This is a genomic window from Nocardiopsis sp. NPDC101807 (assembly GCF_044766605.1).
Lineage (GTDB): Bacteria > Actinomycetota > Actinomycetes > Streptosporangiales > Streptosporangiaceae > Nocardiopsis > Nocardiopsis tropica.
This window is the reverse complement of the sequence record NZ_JBIWMK010000007.1, coordinates 373144-391260: the sequence shown is the minus strand read 5'-3', so window position 1 is coordinate 391260 and position 18117 is coordinate 373144. Positions and strand designations below refer to the sequence as shown.

The window sequence follows — 18117 nt, the reverse complement described above, 5'->3', positions numbered from 1 at the left end:
GCGCGGTGCGTGCGGGACCGACGTTATCCCCGTGCCCGTGGGCGCGCCACGCGGCACGCACGCGTCGGGGGAGGGGCGCGGCGGTGACCAGGGAGGTGACGGGAGAGCCCGCCAGTCACACTCCGGACACGAGGGCTGGGTTTCGGGCATAGCTCATGACAGGGTTGATGCTGTCCTCTAACGCCTCGCAGTGCACGAAACCGGTTCCGACCTGGAACCGGACCGCGGTACGCGGCGTCGAAGCGGACAGTTCCCCGACCTCCGACCAAGGAGTTCCCGCCTATGTCGTTCGCGCAGACCGTGCGCGGCGCGGCCGGCGCCGTCGCCCAAGGGGGCGATCCGCGCCAGGCCGTGTCCGACGCGCTCCACCAGGCCTCCTCGCAGGTCACCGAAGGCAGCGGCCTCGACCCCCGCGACTTCGTCGCCGCCCGAGAACAGGGTGACTCCGTGGGCACCCGGATCGAGCAGAAGAGCACCTCGCTCAACAACGCGGGCGAGGCGCTCAACCGCAGCTACTACGAGCGCGGCAGCGGCGGCCCGGTCCACGTCATCTGCACGATGGTGATCCCCAAGGGCCGCACCCTCGTGACGATGCTCCCCGCGATCCTGCTCCTCGTCCTGGGGGTCCTCGGCGCCTTCACCGTGCTCCTCCCGCAGGCCGTCGCGGGCGGCAACCCGCTGATCAACCCGTTCTTCGGCCTCCACTACTGGATCATCACCCTCGCGATCGCCGCGTTCATGTGGTGGCGCCAGGGCATGGTGATGGTGCCGGAGGGCTGCGAGGCGATCGTCACCCGGTTCGGCAAGATGGAGAACATCTACCAGCCCGGCCGGGTCACGCTCCTCAACCCCTGGAAGCGCGTCTCCTACATCGTCAACACCACCCGCGAGTACCCCTTCAACGCGCCGATCCGCTCGGCCCCCACCAAGAGCGGCGTGCAGGCCTCCATCGACCTGTTCGTGCAGTTCAGGATCAAGAACGCCACCGACTTCGTCTACACGCTGGGCGGGGTGAACGGCTTCCAGGAGAAGCTCAACAACGCGATCAGCGAGACCACCCGGAGCCTGGTCTACGAGCAGGAGGCGTCGGCGATCTACGACATGGTCGGCGACAACACGCAGAGCCTCGTGGAGCAGCTCAACCGGCAGTTCAGCGGGATCGTCGAGCTGACCAGCGCCAACATCACCCACGCCGAGCCCTCCAACCAGGAGTACCGGATGGACCTGGCGGCGCCGGAGATGGTCCGCGTGGCCAAGGACGCCTACACGTTCGAGTACGAGCTCCAGCTGCGCAAGGAGCAGAACGAGGGCGACCTCAACAAGGAGCTCGCGACCCTCAACGAGACGCTCTCCGCGATCCAGGCCGACATCGCGCAGTACCAGGCGCAGATGGACACCGCGCTGGAGCGGGAGACCAACCGGGCGCGGGCCACCGCCCGCCAGCGCTTCGTCGAGGCCGAGTCCGAGGCCAACGCCAACGCCGCGCTCCTCCAGGCGCAGGCCCTGGACATCCGCGCGGTCAGCGCGGCCGAGGCCCCCGAGATCCTCAACTACCGCTTCCGGGAGAACCTCCTGGACAAGCTGGAGTCCGTCGCCGACAGCCTCCCGCAGGTCCTGCGGATCGGCTCCGGCGACGCCGCGAGCGTCGACTACCTGCGCATCGCGCAGGAGATCATCGGACAGGCCGACACCGCCCTGTTCTCCCAGGAGGACATGGAGGCCATCCGCTCCCGGCTGGGCGAGATCCGGGGCCGCATCGGCGAGCGCCAGCAGGAGATCGACTCGCTCCTCGCGGAGGACGGCGGCGCCGCGGGCCGCCCGGCCGGGGAGGACCCGGGCGAGGACCTGGTGGAGGAGATCCGCCAGTCCGTCTCCGAGCAGGCCATCGACGAGCGCCTCGCCGAGACGCCCCGGCAGTCCCCGGAGGACGGGGAGGCGGACGCCTCCGCCGCGCCGTCCGACGCCCCGGCGTCCCCCGGCGGACCGCGCCACGACCCCGAGCACCCGCCCCCGCCCCCGTGGTCGCAGCAAGGTCCGCAGGGGTCCGGCCCGAACCAGGGAGGTCAGTAGATGAGCCAGTCCGTGAACGTCGGCAGCGGCTCCAGCATCAAGGAGTCCCTCGCCTCCTGGGGCGACCTGGCAGGCCTGCTGCGCGGAGGCGACCAGGGCGCGATCGTCCCGGTCGTCATACCGCGCGACAACCGGGGCCTGCGCTGGATGGTCCTGGTCTGGTTCGGCTTCTTCGCCCTGTGCTCGGCGCTGATGATGACCCTCAACGCCTTCGTCGGCGGGGTCGCGGCCGGGGTCGCCTACAGCGTCCTGTCCATCCCGACGCTGATCGTCGGCGTGCTCAGCATCGTCGCGGCCGGGCTGTGGTGGTGGCGCGGCTCGATCATCGAGATCGAGGAGGGTACCCACGGCATCCTCACCAAGTACGGCGCGATCGTGCGGCCGATCGGCCCGGGCCGCCACTACCTGTGGCACCCCTGGTCGCGCGTGGACTTCGTGGTGGACACCCGGACGGAGATCCCCTACACGGCTCCGGTCCTGGCCTGCCCCACGCGCGAGAACGTGCCGCTCAAGTCGATCGAGTTCTTCCTCAAGTTCCAGATCACCGACCCGATCCGGTTCGTGACGATCATCGGCGCCAGCAACTTCGACCTGGTCCTGTCCAGCGCGGTGCAGGACGCCATCCGCCAGCGCAGCCGCCAGGTCAACACCGAGTCGGCCTACGACCTGCGCGGCTCCAACGTCGAGGACATGCGCCGCCTCCTCAACGGCCAGCTGGAGAAGTACGGCGTGCGGATCACCGGCTGCAACATCCCCGACGTGCAGCTGCCCAACCAGTACCAGCAGCACCTGGCCACCCGCGAGCGGGTCGCCAAGGAGCTGGTGGCCTACGAGCAGGAGTGGGAGCTGACGCGCAAGCGCCGCATCGACACCCTGCTGATGGACATCGAGCGCTCCAAGAAGACCCGCGACGCGAAGATCGTCGAGGTCAACGCCTCCCTCAACAAGGCGCGCAAGGACGTGGCGCAGATGCTGGAGGAGCAGGTGACCGAGGCCCAGCGGGTGCGCTACGAGATCGAGACGCGCGGCCGGGCCGACCTGGTCGCCGCGGAGAACGAGGCCAAGGCGCAGCAGCGCCTCGCCACCGCCTACCGGGACAACCGGGCCGTGCTGGAGTACGAGCTGGCGCGCCGCCGCCTGGACGTCGGCGCGGCCCTGGCCGGGCGGGCCCCGCGCCCGGTCGTCGTGCAGACCGAGGGGGGCTCCGGCGACGGTTCGGCGCTGTCGACGCTGATCACCGCGCAGCTGTTGCCCCAGGTGCTGAACGGCGCGGGGTCCCCGCGCACGCCGCTGGGCGCGTCGTCGGACGCCGCGCGCGAGGCCGTGGAATCGGCCCAGGGAGCGGTCGCCGCCGCGGCGGAGCGCCAGCAGCAGATGGCGGACGAGTACCAGCGCCGGCAGGAGGGCGCGATGCGCCGGCAGTTCGAGAACGGCGAGGGCTACGGCGGCCGCGGCTAGGGCGTGTTCCGCGGGCACTCGCCCTGCTGCGCGTCGCCCCGGCACGCCCCTCGCGGCGTTCTCCTCCGTCGACAGGACCCCGCCCTGACTCCTTCGTCGGCCTTGCGATGAACGCACCGGATGCGCCGCTCGCGACGGACGGCGTCCACGGAACACGCCCCGGCCGTGCAGCCGACCCGGGCGGGGAGCCCGGGGCCGGAGGCGGAAGCAGGGGAGGACCCGCGCCCGGGACCGGGCGCGGGTCCTCCCCGTGTGTGGGGGCCCGCCCGGGTCCGCGGCGGCTCGGGCTCAGCCCGCGAGGGTGAGGTCGGCGTAGCCCGCCTCGATGTCGACCCCGTGGCGGGCCGCGATCTCCACCAGTCCCCGGATCTCGCCCGCCTGGGCGCTGGCCAGGTCGTCGTCGCCGACGGCGTGCGCACGGTGCAGCGCGGTGACCGAATCGTGGATGCGCAGGTGAAGGGTGAGCATGAACTCGCGCATGAAGCATCTCCTCAGTGTTGGCGACGCTGCCGCGGGAGGAGCCGCGCTCCTCTCCGGGGGGACGCCCTCCTGTGTACACGGTGAGGGTGAGAGCAGTGTTGGAACGGCACAGGGGGCGGCAAAGAACGCGGTGGGACCACCGCGGACCGACGGGCGGAGCCGGATCCCCGGGCGGGGGAACGACGGCGCCCCGGGCCCCCGGGAGCCGGGGGCGCCGGGGCGCCGCGGGTGCGGACGGAGCGGGTCAGTGGTCGACCCACACGTACCAGTCGCCGGAGACGTGCTCGTAGATCTTCGACCCCTGTCCGGGGACGAAGACCCCTTCGGGCACCTCGTCCGTGCTGTAGGCCAGGCCGGAGGGGCCGAAGAGCCCCGAGCCCTCGACCGCGAAGTGCGTGATGTCCTCGGAGACCGAGATGCTGCGCAGCGAGTACAGGCCCACCTGCTCGCCGTTGAGGGGGATGGTGGTGGGATCCTCCGCCTCCTGCCGCAGGGCCAGCAGGTCCTCGGAGGACGCCTGTATCCGCGCCTGGAGCGGGAGGTCGGCCGCGGACACGCCGATCGCCGCCGCGGCGATCAGGGGGGCGGAGATCCAGCGGAGCCAGTAGTGGCGGATCATCGGCCGGGCGACGGCCAGGGCGATCCCCAGGCGAAGGGCGCCCATCCCGGCGAGCAGGAGCCCGCCCACCAGGCCGACGAGGAACGTCGGCAGGTGCCCGGCCGGGACGCTGTCCTCGAACAGCAGCAGGAGGCCGACCGCTCCGCAGGCGGGGATGTAGAGCCGGCCGGGCGGGCGCGAGGCCCAGCCGATCATGCGCTGGCCGAGCGTCGGCTTGCCGGCGATCTCGATCAGTTTGGCCACGGACCCTTCAGGGGTCGGGCCGGGAGCTGCGGCGGACATGGCGTTCTCCCCCACCGAATCCGTGTGGAGACGCGAGCCCGCGGCACGATGGAGAGGGGCCGGGCGGGGCCGCGTCACAGGCGATACGGCCGTCGTAGCGCGGCCTGTCCCACAGGATAGAGCAGTGGTGGCGCGTGTTCGGGGCGGCGCGGGGAATCGGCGGTGGTTTTCCTCGGTGTCACAGGATGTTTGCGGTCGTGTTCCCGGGGCCTCCCGACCACCTTCGGCGCCAGGACGAGGTAGTCCCAGGACCACCGGCCGGCGCTGACCGCCATCAGCAGGCACACCGCTGTGACCAGGGACGTCGTGGCCCATGAGGAGAACGGGGACAGGTCGGGGGAGCCCGCAGTGAGGGTGCCGAGCACGGCCGCCCCGGCGAGCGCGGGACCGGTGAGCCATGTGAGCAGACCCACGGCGAAGGCGAGTGAGAGGGAGACGAGGAGGGCGGGGACGATCTGCGCGCCGAAGGACGCCCCGGGCATCCCCGAGGCGGACAGGTGCTCGGCCACCGCACCCTCCCGCCCCCGCAGCGCGAGGCCGTACTCGGCGAACATCCCTCCCACCCCCACCCGGGTGAGGGCGGCGACGACGTCGTAGAGGCGTCCTCGGGGGATCCGCGGCCGGGGGTAGGGCTTGGCGCGCTGCATGTCGATTCCTCCCGGGCGACCCGGTGCGGCAGTCCTCACAAGCGGAAACTACCTAAAGTAATCACCCATGACTCGTTGTGACGTACGGCGAGTCGTGCAAAGAACCCCGGGCCGGGCCGCTCCGGACCCGCGGCGCCGCACCGCCCCCGGGTCGGTCCCTGCCCGTGCCCCGGCGCGCGGGGGCTCCGGCCCGCGGCGGGGACGCCCGGTGAGGGCGCGGCGCCGTCGGCGGTCCCGCCGAGGGGCGCGCTCCCGGGGCCCCGGACGGTCGACGGGCCCCGTGTCCGCCCCCGGCGCCGCCGCGCCGGCGGTCGCCCCGCCGCGGTCCGCACCCCCGGGGACGGGCACGAGGGGGTCCCCTCCCGTCCTAGGCTGGGAGGGTGCCGACGACTTCCAGGACAGCCACGCCGCCCGCCGCCCCCACGTTCGACGTCGAGAACGAGCTCCGCTTGCTCGGGGCGCGGGTGGTCGCCGGTGTGGACGAGGTGGGCCGGGGCGCCTGGGCCGGGCCCCTCCTCGTCTGCGCCGCCGTCCCGGGCGAGGGGGAACCGCCCGCCGGTCTGACCGACTCCAAGCGCCTCACCCCCAAACGCCGCCGGGAGCTCGCCGAGCAGCTCCGGCCCTGGGTCGCCGACCACGCCTTCGGATGGTCCGCGCCCGAGGAGATCGACGAGTGCGGCATGACCGAGGCCCTCCACCGGGCCTCCCGCCGGGCCCTGGACGCCCTCGCGCCGCGCCCGGACGCCGTCGTCCTCGACGGCGTCCACGACTTCATCGGCCGCCCCTGGAGGGTCCGCACCCAGGTCAAGGGCGACCTCACCTGCGTCAGCGTCGCCGCCGCCGCGATCCTGGCCAAGGTCTGTCGCGACGACCTCATGGCGGAGCTCGCCGCCGACCACCCCGGGTACGGGTTCGAGAGGGCCGCCGGGTACCCCTCGCCCGTGCACCGGGCCGCGCTCGCCGAGTCCGGGCCCACCCCCCACCACCGCATGAGCTGGGCCTACCTGGACGACCTGCCCCGATGGAAGCACCTGCGCCGGATCCGCCCCGCGCAGGGCGGACAGATCTCCCTCCTGTGAGACCGCCCGGACGGTCCGGGAGGGGCGCCGCGCCCGTCGGCCCCGGGGCCTCGGACGGGGGCCCCGCGAGGACGACACGCCGCCCCGCACTGGACATCCGCCCCACTTGGGGCAAGGCTTTGGCTGTGGACGTCGGTCCCCCCGACTCCAACCGGCCCCTCCCTCCACGGCCAGGAGAGCCGACCGCCCACGGACCCCCACGCAGGAAGGGGCACGGATGACGCGCGAGATGCGCTCCACCGCCGCCGCGGAGCCGGGACGCGCCTCGGGGCTCGACCGCATGCGCGCGCTCTACCACGGCGTGCCCCTCCCCAGGAGGCTCGTGGCGGCCCTGGTCCTCGTCACGGTCGTCGCCGTCGCCGCCCTGGTCACCGGCGTCGGTGTCCTGGGAACGGTCGGCGCGACCCTCGTCCTGCTGACGGCGTTCGCCGCGCTCATGCGCTCCCTCGACTCCTTCGTCACCGTCCTGGTGTGCGTCGTGTGGCTGGCGGTGACCGTCCCCCTCTTCCAGATCCCCCTCACCGGCGAACCCGTCTCCCTGCTCGTGCTGCCGCTGCCGCTGCTCGTCGTGCTCGCCGCCGGGCGGGCCAGGGAGTTCCCCGTCTGGCACACCGCCCTGCTCTCCCTCACCGCGGGGCTGATCGCCGGGTTCTCGGTGGCCCTGGTGGGGATGGTCGTCGACCCCTCCTCCGCGTCCTGGGGCATCGTCGCGCTGTACGCCGCCGCCGGCGCGTGCCTGCTCTGGCGCCTCTCCGCCTCCCGCCAGATCACCCGGGAGAGCGAGGCCAACCGGCGCGAGGCGGCCTCGTCCATGCCCGTGTCCCGCTCCGACCGCCCCCGCCGGGCCGACGGAACCGAGCGCAGGGGCCGCCCGCAGCCGCTGCGCGGACGCTCGGACGCCGGGGCCGGCACGGCCCGGCCGGCCGGGGGCGGGGCCCCCGACGACGAGCCGGTCCCCGTCGACCAGGCCCTGGCCGAGCTGGAGGACATGATCGGCCTCGACCCGGTCAAACAGCAGGTGCGCGGCATCGCGGCCTCCATCGAGGCCGCCCGGCTGCGCGCGGACGCCGGGTTCCCCGTCGAGCGCCCGCTGCGCCACCTGGTCTTCTCCGGGCCGCCCGGCACGGGCAAGACCAGCGTCGCCCGCACCCTGGCCACGATCTTCCACTCCTTCGGCCTGCTGCCCACCTCCCGGGTGGTCGAGGCCCAGCGCGCCGACCTGGTGGGGGAGTACCTGGGCGCCACCGCCATCAAGACCAACGAGCTCATCGACCGCTCCCTCGGCGGTGTCCTGTTCATCGACGAGGCGTACTCGCTGGTCAACGAGGGGGACGGCCAGTCGGACCGGTTCGGCAACGAGGCGGTGCAGACCCTGCTCAAGAGGGCCGAGGACGACCGCGACCAGCTCGTCGTGGTCCTCGCCGGGTACGAGAAGGAGATGGACGCCTTCCTGGCCTCCAACCCCGGCCTGGCCTCGCGCTTCGCCACCCGGATCAGCTTTCCCAGCTACTCCGCCGACGAGCTGTTCCGCATCGCCGAATCCCTCGTCCACCAGCGCGGCGACACCCTGGAGGCCGACGCGGCGCGTGCCCTCAGGCGAAGATTCGACCAGGTGGTCCAGCGGGAGGTGGTCGACGACCTGGGCAACGGCCGCTTCGCCCGCTCCGTGGTGGAGAAGGCCGCCCAGGCCCGCGACGTGCGCGTGGTCACCACCGGGGTGGACGGGGACACGCCCGCGCCGCGCCCCGAGGCGGAGGACCTCATCACGGTCCGCGCCGCGGACGTCGAGGCGGCCCACGCCGAGCTGACCGCACGCCTGCCGGGGTTCGGGACCGCGCCCGGGATCGACGAGGCACTGGCCGAGCTGGACGCCATGATCGGGCTGGAACCGGTCAAACAGCAGGTCCGCTCCATCGTCGCCCAGCTGAGGGTGGCCAAGCTCCGCGAGGAGCAGGGCCTGCTCAACCAGGCGCCCATGCGGCACTTCGTGTTCTCGGGGCCGCCCGGCACGGGCAAGACCACGGTCGCCCGGGTGCTCGGCCGGGTGTTCTCCGCCCTCGGCCTGCTCGGGCGCGCCGACGTGGTCGAGGCCCAGCGGGCGGACCTGGTCGGCGAGCACCTGGGGGCGACCGCCGTCAAGACCAACCGGCTGGTGGACCGCGCCCTGGGAGGGGTGCTGTTCGTGGACGAGGCGTACTCCCTGGTCAACCCCGGCTACAGCGGCGGGGACGCGTTCGGGGCCGAGGCCATCCAGACCCTGCTCAAGCGCGCCGAGGACGACCGCTCGCGGCTCGTGGTGGTGCTCGCGGGCTACCCGGCCGAGATGGAGCGCTTCCTGGCCTCCAACGCCGGCCTCTCCTCCCGGTTCAACGTGCGGGTGCGCTTCCCCTCCTACAGCGCGGACGAGCTCACCGAGATCGCCGAGGCGGTGGCCGCCCGCACCGGCGACACCTTCGACGACACCGCCCGCGAGGACCTGCGCAGCATCTTCGGGCACGTGTGCGGGGCCGGGTGGATCGACGACCTGGGCAACGGGCGCTTCGCGCGCTCCCTGTTCGAGAAGGCGTGCTCCCACCGGGACCTGCGGGTGTCCCAGGAGAGGGGAGAGGATGCCACGGCCGTCGAGCTCACCCTCGTCACGAGCGCCGACGTCCGCAAGGCCTACGCCGAGGCCACCCAGCAGGCGTAGGACGCGTTCCGCGGACCGTTCCGGGCCCACGGCGATCGGCGCGGGCGCCGATACGCCGGGGGCGCCCGCGGGCCGCGGCCGGGAGGGATCGGGTCCCGCCCCTCCGCAGCGGCGCCCCCACGCCGGTCGGCGGGCCCCTCACCCCCGCCGGCGACGTGCCCGGCCGCCTCGGGCGCGGGCCTCCCGGGCGCGCCCCGGAGCGCCCGGAGGCGTGGTGCTAGTGTCCGACGCATGACCGCTGCACCCTCATCTCCCGCGTCCCCCGTCACCCAGGCGCTCATCCTCGCCGGTGGGCAGGCCACCCGGCTGCGGCCCTACACCGACACGCGCCCCAAGGCGATGGTGGAGGTGGCCGGGAGGCCCATCATCGACTACCAGCTGGAGTGGTTGACCGGCCACGGCGTCGAGCAGGTCGTGGTCTCCTGCGGATACAAGGCCGAGGTCCTGCGCGAGCACCTCGCCGCACGCGAGGGCGGACCGGAGGTGACGCTCCTGGTCGAGGACGAGCCGCTGGGGCGCGGCGGCGCCCTGCGCTACGCCGCCACCGGCCTGCGCGACCAGGAAGCCCCCTACTTCGCGCTCAACGGCGACGTGCTCACGTGGTTCCCCCTGGACGAGCTGGCCGCCCACCACCGGGCCAAGGACGGCCTGGCCACCCTCGCCCTCGCCCGGTTCCGCACGACCTGGGGCATCGTGGACGTGGACGACCAGGACCGGATCGAGGGGTTCACCCAGAGCCCGCTCCTGCCGGTGTGGATCAACGCCGGCGTGTACCTGTTCGAGCCGGGCATCACGCCGCTGCTGCCGGAGAGGGGCGACCACGAGTCCTCGACCTTCCCCGAGCTGGCCGCGGGGGGGCGCCTGACCGCGTACCGGATCGACGGGTTCTGGCGCGGCGTGGACACCGCCAAGGACGTCAAGGAGGCGGGGGAGGAGATCACCGCCATGCGCGGCGGAGGGTGACCCCGCCCGGCAAGCCGGGCACGGACCGACGGGACACCGGGGCGGGTGGGTATCGTCGCGGACGTGACGAATGACGGTTTCATCCTCTCCAGTGTCCCCAACTTCCGCGACCTGGGCGGGCTCCGCACCGCGACCGGGCGTACGGTGCGCCACGGCCTGCTGTACCGCTCCGACGCCCTCCACTCTGTCTCCGAGGAGGAGGTGGCGGTCTACAACGGCCTGGGCATCCGGCAGCTCGTGGACCTGCGCACCGCCCACGAGCGGGAGAGCCTTCCCGACATCACGCCCGAGGGCGCCGCGTACACCGCCGTGTCCGTGCAGAACCCGGAGGCGGCGGGCGCCAACTTCTCCGCCGCGCTCACCGATCCCGAGGTCGCCAGGCGCATGTTCGCCGACGGCGCCGCCGAGCGCTTCATGCACGGCGTCTACCGCGAGCTGGTCACCGACGCCGAGGCGCTCACCGGCTACCGCGACCTGGTCGAACGGGCGGCCAAGGGCCCGACCGCCCTCGTCTTCCACTGCAGCGCGGGCAAGGACCGCACGGGCTGGGGCGCCGCCCTGCTGCTCGGCCTGCTGGGGGTGGACCGCGAGACGGTGGTCGCCGACTACCTGGCCAGCAACGATCGCCAGGCGAACACCGACAAGTGGATGCGGCTGCTGGCCGAGAACAGCGGCCTGCCCTGGGAGGAGGTCGTGCCGATGACCCGGGTCCGGGCCGAGTACCTGGACACCTCGTTCCGCTGCATCGACGAGGTGTACGGCTCCTTCGACAACTACGTCGTGGACGGCCTGAAGCTGTCCGGGGGCACCGTGGACCTGCTCCGGGAGCGCATGCTCCGGTAGCGCCCTCCGGGGGTGGGCGTCCGGACGGCACGGGAGAGCCGCCCTACAGGGAGTCCAGGCGACGGCGCAGGTCGCTCTCGGAGGTCGCCGTGTCCAGGACCTCTCCCAGGGCGGCCAGCACGGCGGTGCGGGCCACACCGCGGTCCAGCATCCGCCGTGCCGCGGCCCACAGGTTCGCGGGCCTGCCGTGCCACAGCCGCCGGGCCAGGCGCTCGTGGCGGTCCAGCGCCCTCTCCCGTTCGGGGTCGTCGCCGGTGACCGGCCGGTACCACCGGTCCCGGCCGCTGGAGTGGCGGCCGCTGTGCGGCGTGGCCGCCTCGTACTCGCCGTAGTGGTCCAGCCGCAGCAGAGCCCGGCGGCCGTGCGGGGTGTCCGGGTCGAACTCCTCCGGGGCCCACGTCACCAACTCGCTCGCCAGCAGGGGGAACGCGAACATCCTCCGGGCCAGCGAGGCGAAGTCGCCGTCCGGCAGCAGTCGGCGCACCGCCTCCTGGCGCAGCCCCAGCGGGCGCGCGGGGTCGCGGTAGACCCGGGCGAACTCCGCGGTGGACTCCCACACCGCGTCCAGGGTGGCGCCCACGGCCACGTCCGGAAGCCCGCCCCGGGCGCCCGCCCAGCGCACCCACGCGGCCAGCACGTGCGGCATGGCCTCCTGCTCCTCCGGCAGCAGCACCACGCGGCCGGGCAGCCAGTGCAGGAGGAAGGACTCCACCTTGCGCGGGCTGATCCGCGTCGGGCGTCCGCCGTCGACGTCGCAGCCGTGCGCGATGATGTGGTCGGCGCAGCGGCTCGCCGCGTACGAGTCGGAGAGCTCGGCCGCCTCGTCCGAGGCCAGGAAGCGGGCGGCCAGCACGGCGCGCCGGTCGCGCCGCCACACGGGGGGCTGCGGTGCGCCGGCCCCGGAGGGCGGGCCGGGCAGCGTGCGAACCCGGGCGCTGGCCAGGGCGAAGTGGGAGGCCAGGGAGCCCCCGGTCAGATCGGAGACGGTCAGGCCGATCGGCTCGACGGTCGGCCCCGAGGACCGGTCGGTCGACGCCCCCTCCACCATGCGCTCGGTGCGTTCCAGCGCCCGGGTCAGCAGGGCCCGTGCCTCCGTGAGCTCGACCTGGGAGAACCGGGCGAACTCGTCCGCGTCGGCCCGCTCGCGGCAGCGGTCGAGCAGCCGGTCGACCTTGGTGGTGACCCAGGCGTCGCGGAGGACACCGCCGCCGTTGTGGTCCAGGACCAGGATCAGCGCGTGCTCGGGAGGGAGCGGCCCGGCACCGGGGGCGCGGGCCCCGTCGCGGCTGAACACGCACACCACGTCGTCGGTGTCGCCGAACTGGTCGCTGTTGACATAGGCGGCCACCGGGGTGACCGCGCCCAGCTGGGAGGCCCAGCCGGGCACCTGGAGACCGCGCTCCTGGAGGGCGATCACCCCCTGCCCGGCGAGCTCGCGCTGTTCGGAGGACGTGCCCAGGGCGGCGACCGCCGCCAGGACGCCGAGGCCGGCCGGCTTGCCGGAGGCGGTGGCGTGCGCGATCAGGCCCTCCCCGAGCAGCCGGCCGACGTCCACGCCCGGCATCCGCTCGCCCCACCAGCTGCCGAGCAGTTCGCTGAACGCCAGCTCGGCGTCGAGGGGATGGCGCATGGCGAGCATCGCCCGGGAGGCGCGCAGCATCTCGTCGAAGACGGCGCCGGGCACCGGTTCCGGACCTGTGGGCGTGGGAGGTGTAGGGGAGGGCACCATCCGAGCGTATGACAGCTCCGGGCGTGGGACTCCCCGTCCGCGCGATCCGGCGCCGGGCCCCTCCGCGGCCGGACACGGGCGGGGCGCCGCGTCCCGGGGGGCGCGGCGCCCGGGGTCCGGTCCGGGGGAGGGGGTCAGCGGGGCCGGGGGGCGGCGCGGTGTCCGGCGAGGAGCGTGGCGCCGGTCCTGAGCGGCGCCTGCGGGACGGCCCGGGAGGGCGGTACGGAGTTCACCATCGCCCGCAGGTGCTCGCGGGCGACCCGCTCCACGAGGTGGGGGGTGACCGTGATGCCCAGGTGCTCGAAGCACTGCCAGGTGTCGCTGACGCAGCGCTCGACACAGCGGTGGGACAGGCCGCCGAACTCGTCGTGGAGCCGTGCCGAGATCCGTCTGAGATCCTGGACCGGGAAGGTCGGGAGCATGCGTGCTCACACCCCTAGCTGGAGATGGCCTGGACGGTGACCTCACCCATTCCACTTGTTCTGGACGTACTGTCAACCCCTCCTACGGCACGCGGTTGATAAAACATCATGGATGCACCGTTTACCCGGGGTGCGCAGTTCCCCCAGGTCACGGTGGCGAAAGGGATCAATCGGACGGATGACATTCGTGTTTCGCGGGTTCGAGGCCAAAACGACACCCACCACCCATTGCCGGTAATTGCGGGAAAACACGCCGGGAAAACCGCCGGTCCGCCGTGTCCGGACCGTCCGGTGACCTACCATTTACCTTCCGCCGCCACGGGCGGTCGCCCGCACGAGGGCCGTTGCGCGCGGGCGGGTGTGTCTTATGCTTGAGCCGTGACAGCGGCCGAGAGGGGTCATGGAGCGTGACTCCCGGGAGCCGCGGATCCTTCGATCCCCCTCGGCGCCGCACCCTCCGGTTCCACCCCGTGGACGGCCCGCGCGGTCGACGGAGGCCACGCGGCCAAGGCAGAAGCCCCAGCGAAAAACGGGTGGGGAATCCGACGGTTCCGGAGGTGTCGAGCAGTTGAGCGCCGAGACGTCCATTCCCCCTCCCCGGCTCAGCGGGGCGCATCTCCCCGACGCGGTGAAATCCCTTCTCACCGACTCCCCGATCGGATTCGCCCTCCTCGGCCCCGACGACGTCTTCGGCACGGTCAACCAGCGGCTCGCCGTCCTCCTCGGACGCACCCCCGCCGAATGCCTCGGCCGGACGCCCGACGACCTCCTGGAGGAGAGCGGCGACCGGGTCGCCGCCGCCAGCCACCGCGCCTCGCTGGCCGGCGTGCGCGAGAGCGGGCACGCGATCCGCGACCGCCACCGCACGCCCTCCGGGCAGGTCTGGGACCTGACCTGGTTCCCCGTCACCGACCCCGGCACGGGGGACGAGCACGTCGCCCTCATCGCCGCGCACGACGGCGGCACCACCCGCCGGGACGAGCAGCGGCTGCGGGCCCTGCTCCAGGCGGGCAACCAGATCGTCTGGGCGGCGGGCGCCGGCGGCGACGTCCACGAGGACTGCCCCCAGTGGAGGGCCGTCACCGGCCAGGACCTCGACCGCTACCTCGGCCGCGGCTGGCTCGACGCGCTCCACCCCGACGACCGCCCCCGCGTCGAACGCGCCTGGGACGACGCCGTCCTCGACACCACGCCCTTCGACGCCATGTTCCGGGTGCGCACCCGCTCCGGCGCCTACAGCCACTACCGTGCGCGCGCCAACCCGATCATGGACGGCGCCGAGACGGCCGAATGGGTCGGCACCCTCGTCGACATCACCACCGAGCGCGAGGCGGACGAGCTGCGCCAGCGCCTCAACCAGCAGCTCAGCGAGGCGGCCATGCGGACCGCACGCCTCCAGAAGGCCACCTCCGACCTCGCCGAGGCGCTCACCGCCGACGAGGTCGTCGACGCCATGTCGGAGATCGGCCGCTCCGGGGTCGGCGCCGACCACACCTGCGTGGTCCTGCTCGACCGCGAACGCCTGCGCCTTCGCACCATCGCCGCCGCGCAGGCCCACCCCCTGCCCAGACCCGCGTTCCCCCTGGACCACCCCGACATCGCGGCCCGCGCGGTCGCCGACGGCCAGCCCCGCCTGGCCGCCAACCCGGCCGAACTCGCCGCACTGCTCGACGACGCGCCCATGGCCGCCGAACTCGTCCGGTCCACACCCGAGCGCGCCTGGGTGGCGCTGCCGATGATGGTCGCCGGACGGCCCATCGGGGCGCTGCGCTTCGCCTTCTCCACGCCGCGCGCGGTCACCGACGAGGAGCGCGTGTTCCTGGAGGCCCTGGCCGGCCAGTGCGCGCTCGCGATCGGCCGCGCCACCCTCTACGAGCAGGAGCACAGCACCGCGGAGGAGCTCCAGCGCAGCCTGCTGCCGGAGGAGCTGCCGGCGATCCGGGGCCTCCGGCTCGCCGCCTACTACCGCTCCGGCTCCCAGAACGTGCAGGTCGGGGGCGACTGGTACGACGCCTTCCCGCTGCCCGACGGGCGCGTGGCCGGGGTGCTCGGCGACGTCATGGGCAAGGGGATCCCGGCCGCGGCGGGAATGAGCCGCATCCGGAACGCGTTGCGGGCACTGGCGTTCTCCATGCCGGAGCCCGCCGACGTCCTGACCGGACTCGACCGCATGTTCACCGCGACGGAGGGTATGGACCAGGTCACCACACTGGTCTACTTCGTCCTCGACCCCGTCACCGGCCAGCTCGACCTCAGCAACGCGGGCCACCTCCCGCCGCTGGTCGTGGCCGGCAGCGCCGGGCCCTCACTGCTCGACACCGAACCCGACACACCGCTCGGGATCAGCTCGCCACGAGGTCACCACAAATTCTTCGTGCAACCCGGTAACACCGTCGCCCTGTACTCCGATGGACTGGTTGAGAACCGCAAACGGTCCGTCGACTCCGGACTCGACGAGCTCGTCAGCGTGGCGGCGTCGGCTCCTCCGGAGGTGGTGGGCGATCCACAGCAGATGCTGGAGTACCTTGTTGAGAGCATGCTCGATGGGTATGAGCAGGACGACGACGTCACTCTGCTCGCCGTTCAGCTTCCGGTGATCGATTCCGTGTCGGAGCGGTAGACCGTACGAACAAGTCCATTGCCTTGCCTACAGTGAAGAAGCCGTTCCGCCCCGCGACGCGGCGGTGATCCCCCAGGGGGATGACCTCCGGGAGCGCATACGCTTGAAAGACAAACGGCTTCCCCGCCCCAGTGGGGACGATCCCAGGCCGCAGGTGGGAGAGGGTGTCGTGCCCGGTCCCGACCGGGCGGACCACCGGGTCCGACAATCTCGCCACACGTCCGTTCGAGAGGTGTTTGTGTCATCTGCCAGTTCGACTCGCTCGAAGCAGTCCGAGTCACTGCAAGAGCCCGTCATTCAGCAGCTGATCGAGCGTGGGCGGTCCCAGGGCTTTCTTGAGCCCGAGGACGTGCGCCGTGCCTTCGAAGAGGCCGAAATTCCGATGTCGCAGGCGCAGTCCGTGCTCCGCAGCCTCGCCAAGGAGGGTGTGACCGTACTCGTTCCCGAGTCGGCCTCCTCCCGGCGCAAGGCCCCGCGGCGCAAGACGGCGACCACGCGGTCCACCTCGACCAAGTCCACCACGACGACCACGACGAGCCGGGCCGCCAAGCCCGTGCGCGCCGCGGCCGCCCACGAGCAGCCCGAGACGGTCACCGCGGTGGTCGACTCCGCGGAGGGCGCCTCCGGCGCCGCCCGCAAGCCCGCGGCCAAGAAGGCCGCGACCGCCAAGAAGGCGACCGCCCCCAAGAAGGCCGCGGCGGCCAAGAAGACGACCGCGTCCAAGGGCCCGGCGGCCAAGAAGGCCGCGACCGCCAAGAAGGCGGGCAAGAAGGACCTCGAACTGGCCGCCGAGGGCGAGTTCGAGGACGACGACGAGGTCCTGGACGACCTGGAGCACACCGGCGCCGAGCTGGAGCTGGTCGAGGACGCCCCGGACGTCCCGGACCCCTCGGACAAGGACGCCAAGCCGGCCAAGCCCGAGGCCGTGGGCGCGCCGACCAAGAAGCCCGACAAGGAGGACGAGTCCTTCGTCCTCTACGACGACGACGACGACGCGCCCGCCGCCCAGGTGGTCGCGGCCGGAGCCACCGCGGACCCGGTCAAGGACTACCTGAAGCAGATCGGCAAGGTTCCGCTCCTCAACGCCGAGCAGGAGGTCGAGCTCGCCAAGCGGATCGAGGCCGGCCTGTTCGCCGAGGAGAAGCTCTCGGACGAGGCCGACATCCTCACCTTCGAGCTGCGCGACGAGCTGGAGTGGATCGCCGAGGACGGCGGCCGGGCCAAGAAGCACCTGCTGGAGGCCAACCTCCGGCTGGTCGTGTCGCTCGCCAAGCGCTACACGGGGCGCGGCATGCTGTTCCTGGACCTGATCCAGGAGGGCAACCTCGGCCTGATCCGCGCGGTGGAGAAGTTCGACTACACCAAGGGCTTCAAGTTCTCGACCTACGCCACGTGGTGGATCCGCCAGGCGATCACCCGCGCGATGGCCGACCAGGCCCGCACCATCCGCATCCCGGTGCACATGGTCGAGGTCATCAACAAGCTGGCCCGCGTCCAGCGCCAGATGCTCCAGGACCTGGGCCGCGAGCCCACCCCGGAGGAGCTGGCCAAGGAACTCGACATGACCCCGGAGAAGGTCGTCGAGGTGCAGAAGTACGGTCGCGAGCCGATCTCCCTGCACACTCCGCTGGGCGAGGACGGCGACAGCGAGTTCGGTGACCTCATCGAGGACTCCGAGGCGATCCAGCCGGGCGAGGCCGTCAGCTTCACCCTGCTCCAGGAGCAGCTGCACTCGGTGCTGGACACCCTGTCCGAGCGCGAGGCCGGCGTCGTCTCCATGCGGTTCGGGCTCACCGACGGCCAGCCGAAGACTTTAGACGAGATCGGCAAGGTCTACGGGGTCACCCGTGAGCGCATCCGGCAGATCGAGAGCAAAACGATGTCGAAGCTCCGTCACCCGTCGCGTTCGCAGGTGCTCCGCGACTACCTGGACTAGGTCCCCCGGGTAGTCCCGACCGAAGCAGGACCCAGACCGTTGTGCCGTCCCGCCCGCGTGCGGGGCGGCACAACGGCTTCCGGCACCGCGTCGGCCCACGGGCGTGGCGACCCCCGCGTGTCCTCCGGCGTCCGGTGGGAGCGTCCCTCCCCGCACGCGCGGGTCCGGCCCCTCCCGGGGTGTGTCCTTCATCCATCCGACGCCGCCCATGGTGTCGCATGCGCTGTAGGTGCGGCATAAAGTTGCGATACCGAGTCGTTATGTCGCAGGGAGTGGCTGT

At 72.7% G+C, this 18117-nt stretch carries 13 protein-coding genes; 8 read left to right on the top strand and 5 right to left on the bottom strand.

Features of this window, described 5'->3' with window-relative positions; genetic code table 11:
- Positions 1-282: 282 nt before the first annotated feature.
- Positions 283-2070: an SPFH domain-containing protein gene (locus tag ACIRPH_RS23055; protein ID WP_402917548.1), complete on the top strand. Its 1788-nt coding sequence runs from the start codon at positions 283-285 to the stop codon at positions 2068-2070.
- Positions 2071-3528, top strand: a complete 1458-nt coding sequence (locus tag ACIRPH_RS23050; protein ID WP_402917545.1) for an SPFH domain-containing protein — start codon at positions 2071-2073, stop codon at positions 3526-3528.
- 288 nt (positions 3529-3816) lie between these two features.
- On the opposite strand, the gene ACIRPH_RS23045 is transcribed toward ACIRPH_RS23050, so the two are convergent.
- The 3 genes from ACIRPH_RS23045 to ACIRPH_RS23035 form a co-directional block, all read right to left on the bottom strand.
- Positions 3817-4008, bottom strand: coding sequence for a hypothetical protein (locus ACIRPH_RS23045; RefSeq protein ID WP_402917542.1), 192 nt, complete (start codon positions 4006-4008; stop codon positions 3817-3819).
- Positions 4009-4252: 244 nt separating this feature from the next.
- Positions 4253-4909 carry a hypothetical protein gene (locus ACIRPH_RS23040; protein WP_402917539.1) on the bottom strand — a complete coding sequence of 219 codons (657 nt, stop codon included), beginning with the start codon at positions 4907-4909 and terminating at the stop codon, positions 4253-4255.
- 74 nt (positions 4910-4983) lie between these two features.
- Complete coding sequence (locus tag ACIRPH_RS23035) at positions 4984-5556, bottom strand: DoxX family protein (protein WP_402917536.1); 573 nt, start codon at positions 5554-5556, stop codon at positions 4984-4986.
- Positions 5557-5936: 380 nt separating this feature from the next.
- Between ACIRPH_RS23035 and ACIRPH_RS23030 the strand changes: the two genes are divergently transcribed.
- From ACIRPH_RS23030 to ACIRPH_RS23015, 4 genes are all read left to right on the top strand, one after another.
- Entirely contained in the window at positions 5937-6635 is a 699-nt protein-coding gene (locus ACIRPH_RS23030; protein ID WP_402917533.1) for a ribonuclease HII, read from the top strand.
- A gap of 217 nt (positions 6636-6852) precedes the next feature.
- Positions 6853-9324 carry an AAA family ATPase gene (locus tag ACIRPH_RS23025; protein WP_402917530.1) on the top strand — a complete coding sequence of 824 codons (2472 nt, stop codon included), beginning with the start codon at positions 6853-6855 and terminating at the stop codon, positions 9322-9324.
- Positions 9325-9555: 231 nt separating this feature from the next.
- On the top strand, positions 9556-10287 hold the full coding sequence (locus ACIRPH_RS23020; RefSeq protein ID WP_402917527.1) for an NDP-sugar synthase: 732 nt from the start codon (positions 9556-9558) through the stop codon (positions 10285-10287).
- Positions 10288-10332: 45 nt separating this feature from the next.
- Positions 10333-11130 carry a tyrosine-protein phosphatase gene (locus tag ACIRPH_RS23015; RefSeq protein WP_402917524.1) on the top strand — a complete coding sequence of 266 codons (798 nt, stop codon included), beginning with the start codon at positions 10333-10335 and terminating at the stop codon, positions 11128-11130.
- Positions 11131-11173: 43 nt separating this feature from the next.
- On the opposite strand, the gene ACIRPH_RS23010 is transcribed toward ACIRPH_RS23015, so the two are convergent.
- Together ACIRPH_RS23010 and ACIRPH_RS23005 are read right to left on the bottom strand one after the other, a co-directional pair.
- Positions 11174-12790 carry a hypothetical protein gene (locus ACIRPH_RS23010; RefSeq protein WP_402917829.1) on the bottom strand — a complete coding sequence of 539 codons (1617 nt, stop codon included), beginning with the start codon at positions 12788-12790 and terminating at the stop codon, positions 11174-11176.
- Between the two features lie 203 nt (positions 12791-12993).
- On the bottom strand, positions 12994-13281 hold the full coding sequence (locus ACIRPH_RS23005) for a three-helix bundle dimerization domain-containing protein (protein ID WP_402917522.1): 288 nt from the start codon (positions 13279-13281) through the stop codon (positions 12994-12996).
- A 568-nt stretch (positions 13282-13849) separates the two neighbouring features.
- On the opposite strand from ACIRPH_RS23005, the gene ACIRPH_RS23000 reads away from it, so the two are divergent.
- Both ACIRPH_RS23000 and ACIRPH_RS22995 read left to right on the top strand, forming a co-directional pair.
- Positions 13850-15901 (top strand): SpoIIE family protein phosphatase, encoded by a 2052-nt coding sequence (locus ACIRPH_RS23000; RefSeq protein WP_402917519.1) that lies wholly within the window; start codon positions 13850-13852, stop codon positions 15899-15901.
- Between the two features lie 238 nt (positions 15902-16139).
- On the top strand, positions 16140-17837 hold the full coding sequence (locus tag ACIRPH_RS22995; protein WP_402917516.1) for an RNA polymerase sigma factor: 1698 nt from the start codon (positions 16140-16142) through the stop codon (positions 17835-17837).
- The last annotated feature ends 280 nt before the right edge of the window (positions 17838-18117 follow it).

What these genes read in the sequence shown, in the direction of transcription:
- ACIRPH_RS23040 (WP_402917539.1), bottom strand. Translation starts at nt 4,909, where the DNA reads ATGTCCGCCGCAGCTCCCGGCCCGACCCCTGAAGGGTCCGTGGCCAAA.
- ACIRPH_RS23050 (WP_402917545.1), top strand. Translation starts at nt 2,071, where the DNA reads ATGAGCCAGTCCGTGAACGTCGGCAGCGGCTCCAGCATCAAGGAGTCC.
- ACIRPH_RS23010 (WP_402917829.1), bottom strand. Translation starts at nt 12,790, where the DNA reads ATGCTGCGCGCCTCCCGGGCGATGCTCGCCATGCGCCATCCCCTCGAC.
- ACIRPH_RS23025 (WP_402917530.1), top strand. Translation starts at nt 6,853, where the DNA reads ATGACGCGCGAGATGCGCTCCACCGCCGCCGCGGAGCCGGGACGCGCC.
- ACIRPH_RS23055 (WP_402917548.1), top strand. Translation starts at nt 283, where the DNA reads ATGTCGTTCGCGCAGACCGTGCGCGGCGCGGCCGGCGCCGTCGCCCAA.
- ACIRPH_RS23045 (WP_402917542.1), bottom strand. Translation starts at nt 4,008, where the DNA reads ATGCGCGAGTTCATGCTCACCCTTCACCTGCGCATCCACGATTCGGTC.
- ACIRPH_RS23035 (WP_402917536.1), bottom strand. Translation starts at nt 5,556, where the DNA reads ATGCAGCGCGCCAAGCCCTACCCCCGGCCGCGGATCCCCCGAGGACGC.
- ACIRPH_RS23020 (WP_402917527.1), top strand. Translation starts at nt 9,556, where the DNA reads ATGACCGCTGCACCCTCATCTCCCGCGTCCCCCGTCACCCAGGCGCTC.
- ACIRPH_RS23005 (WP_402917522.1), bottom strand. Translation starts at nt 13,281, where the DNA reads ATGCTCCCGACCTTCCCGGTCCAGGATCTCAGACGGATCTCGGCACGG.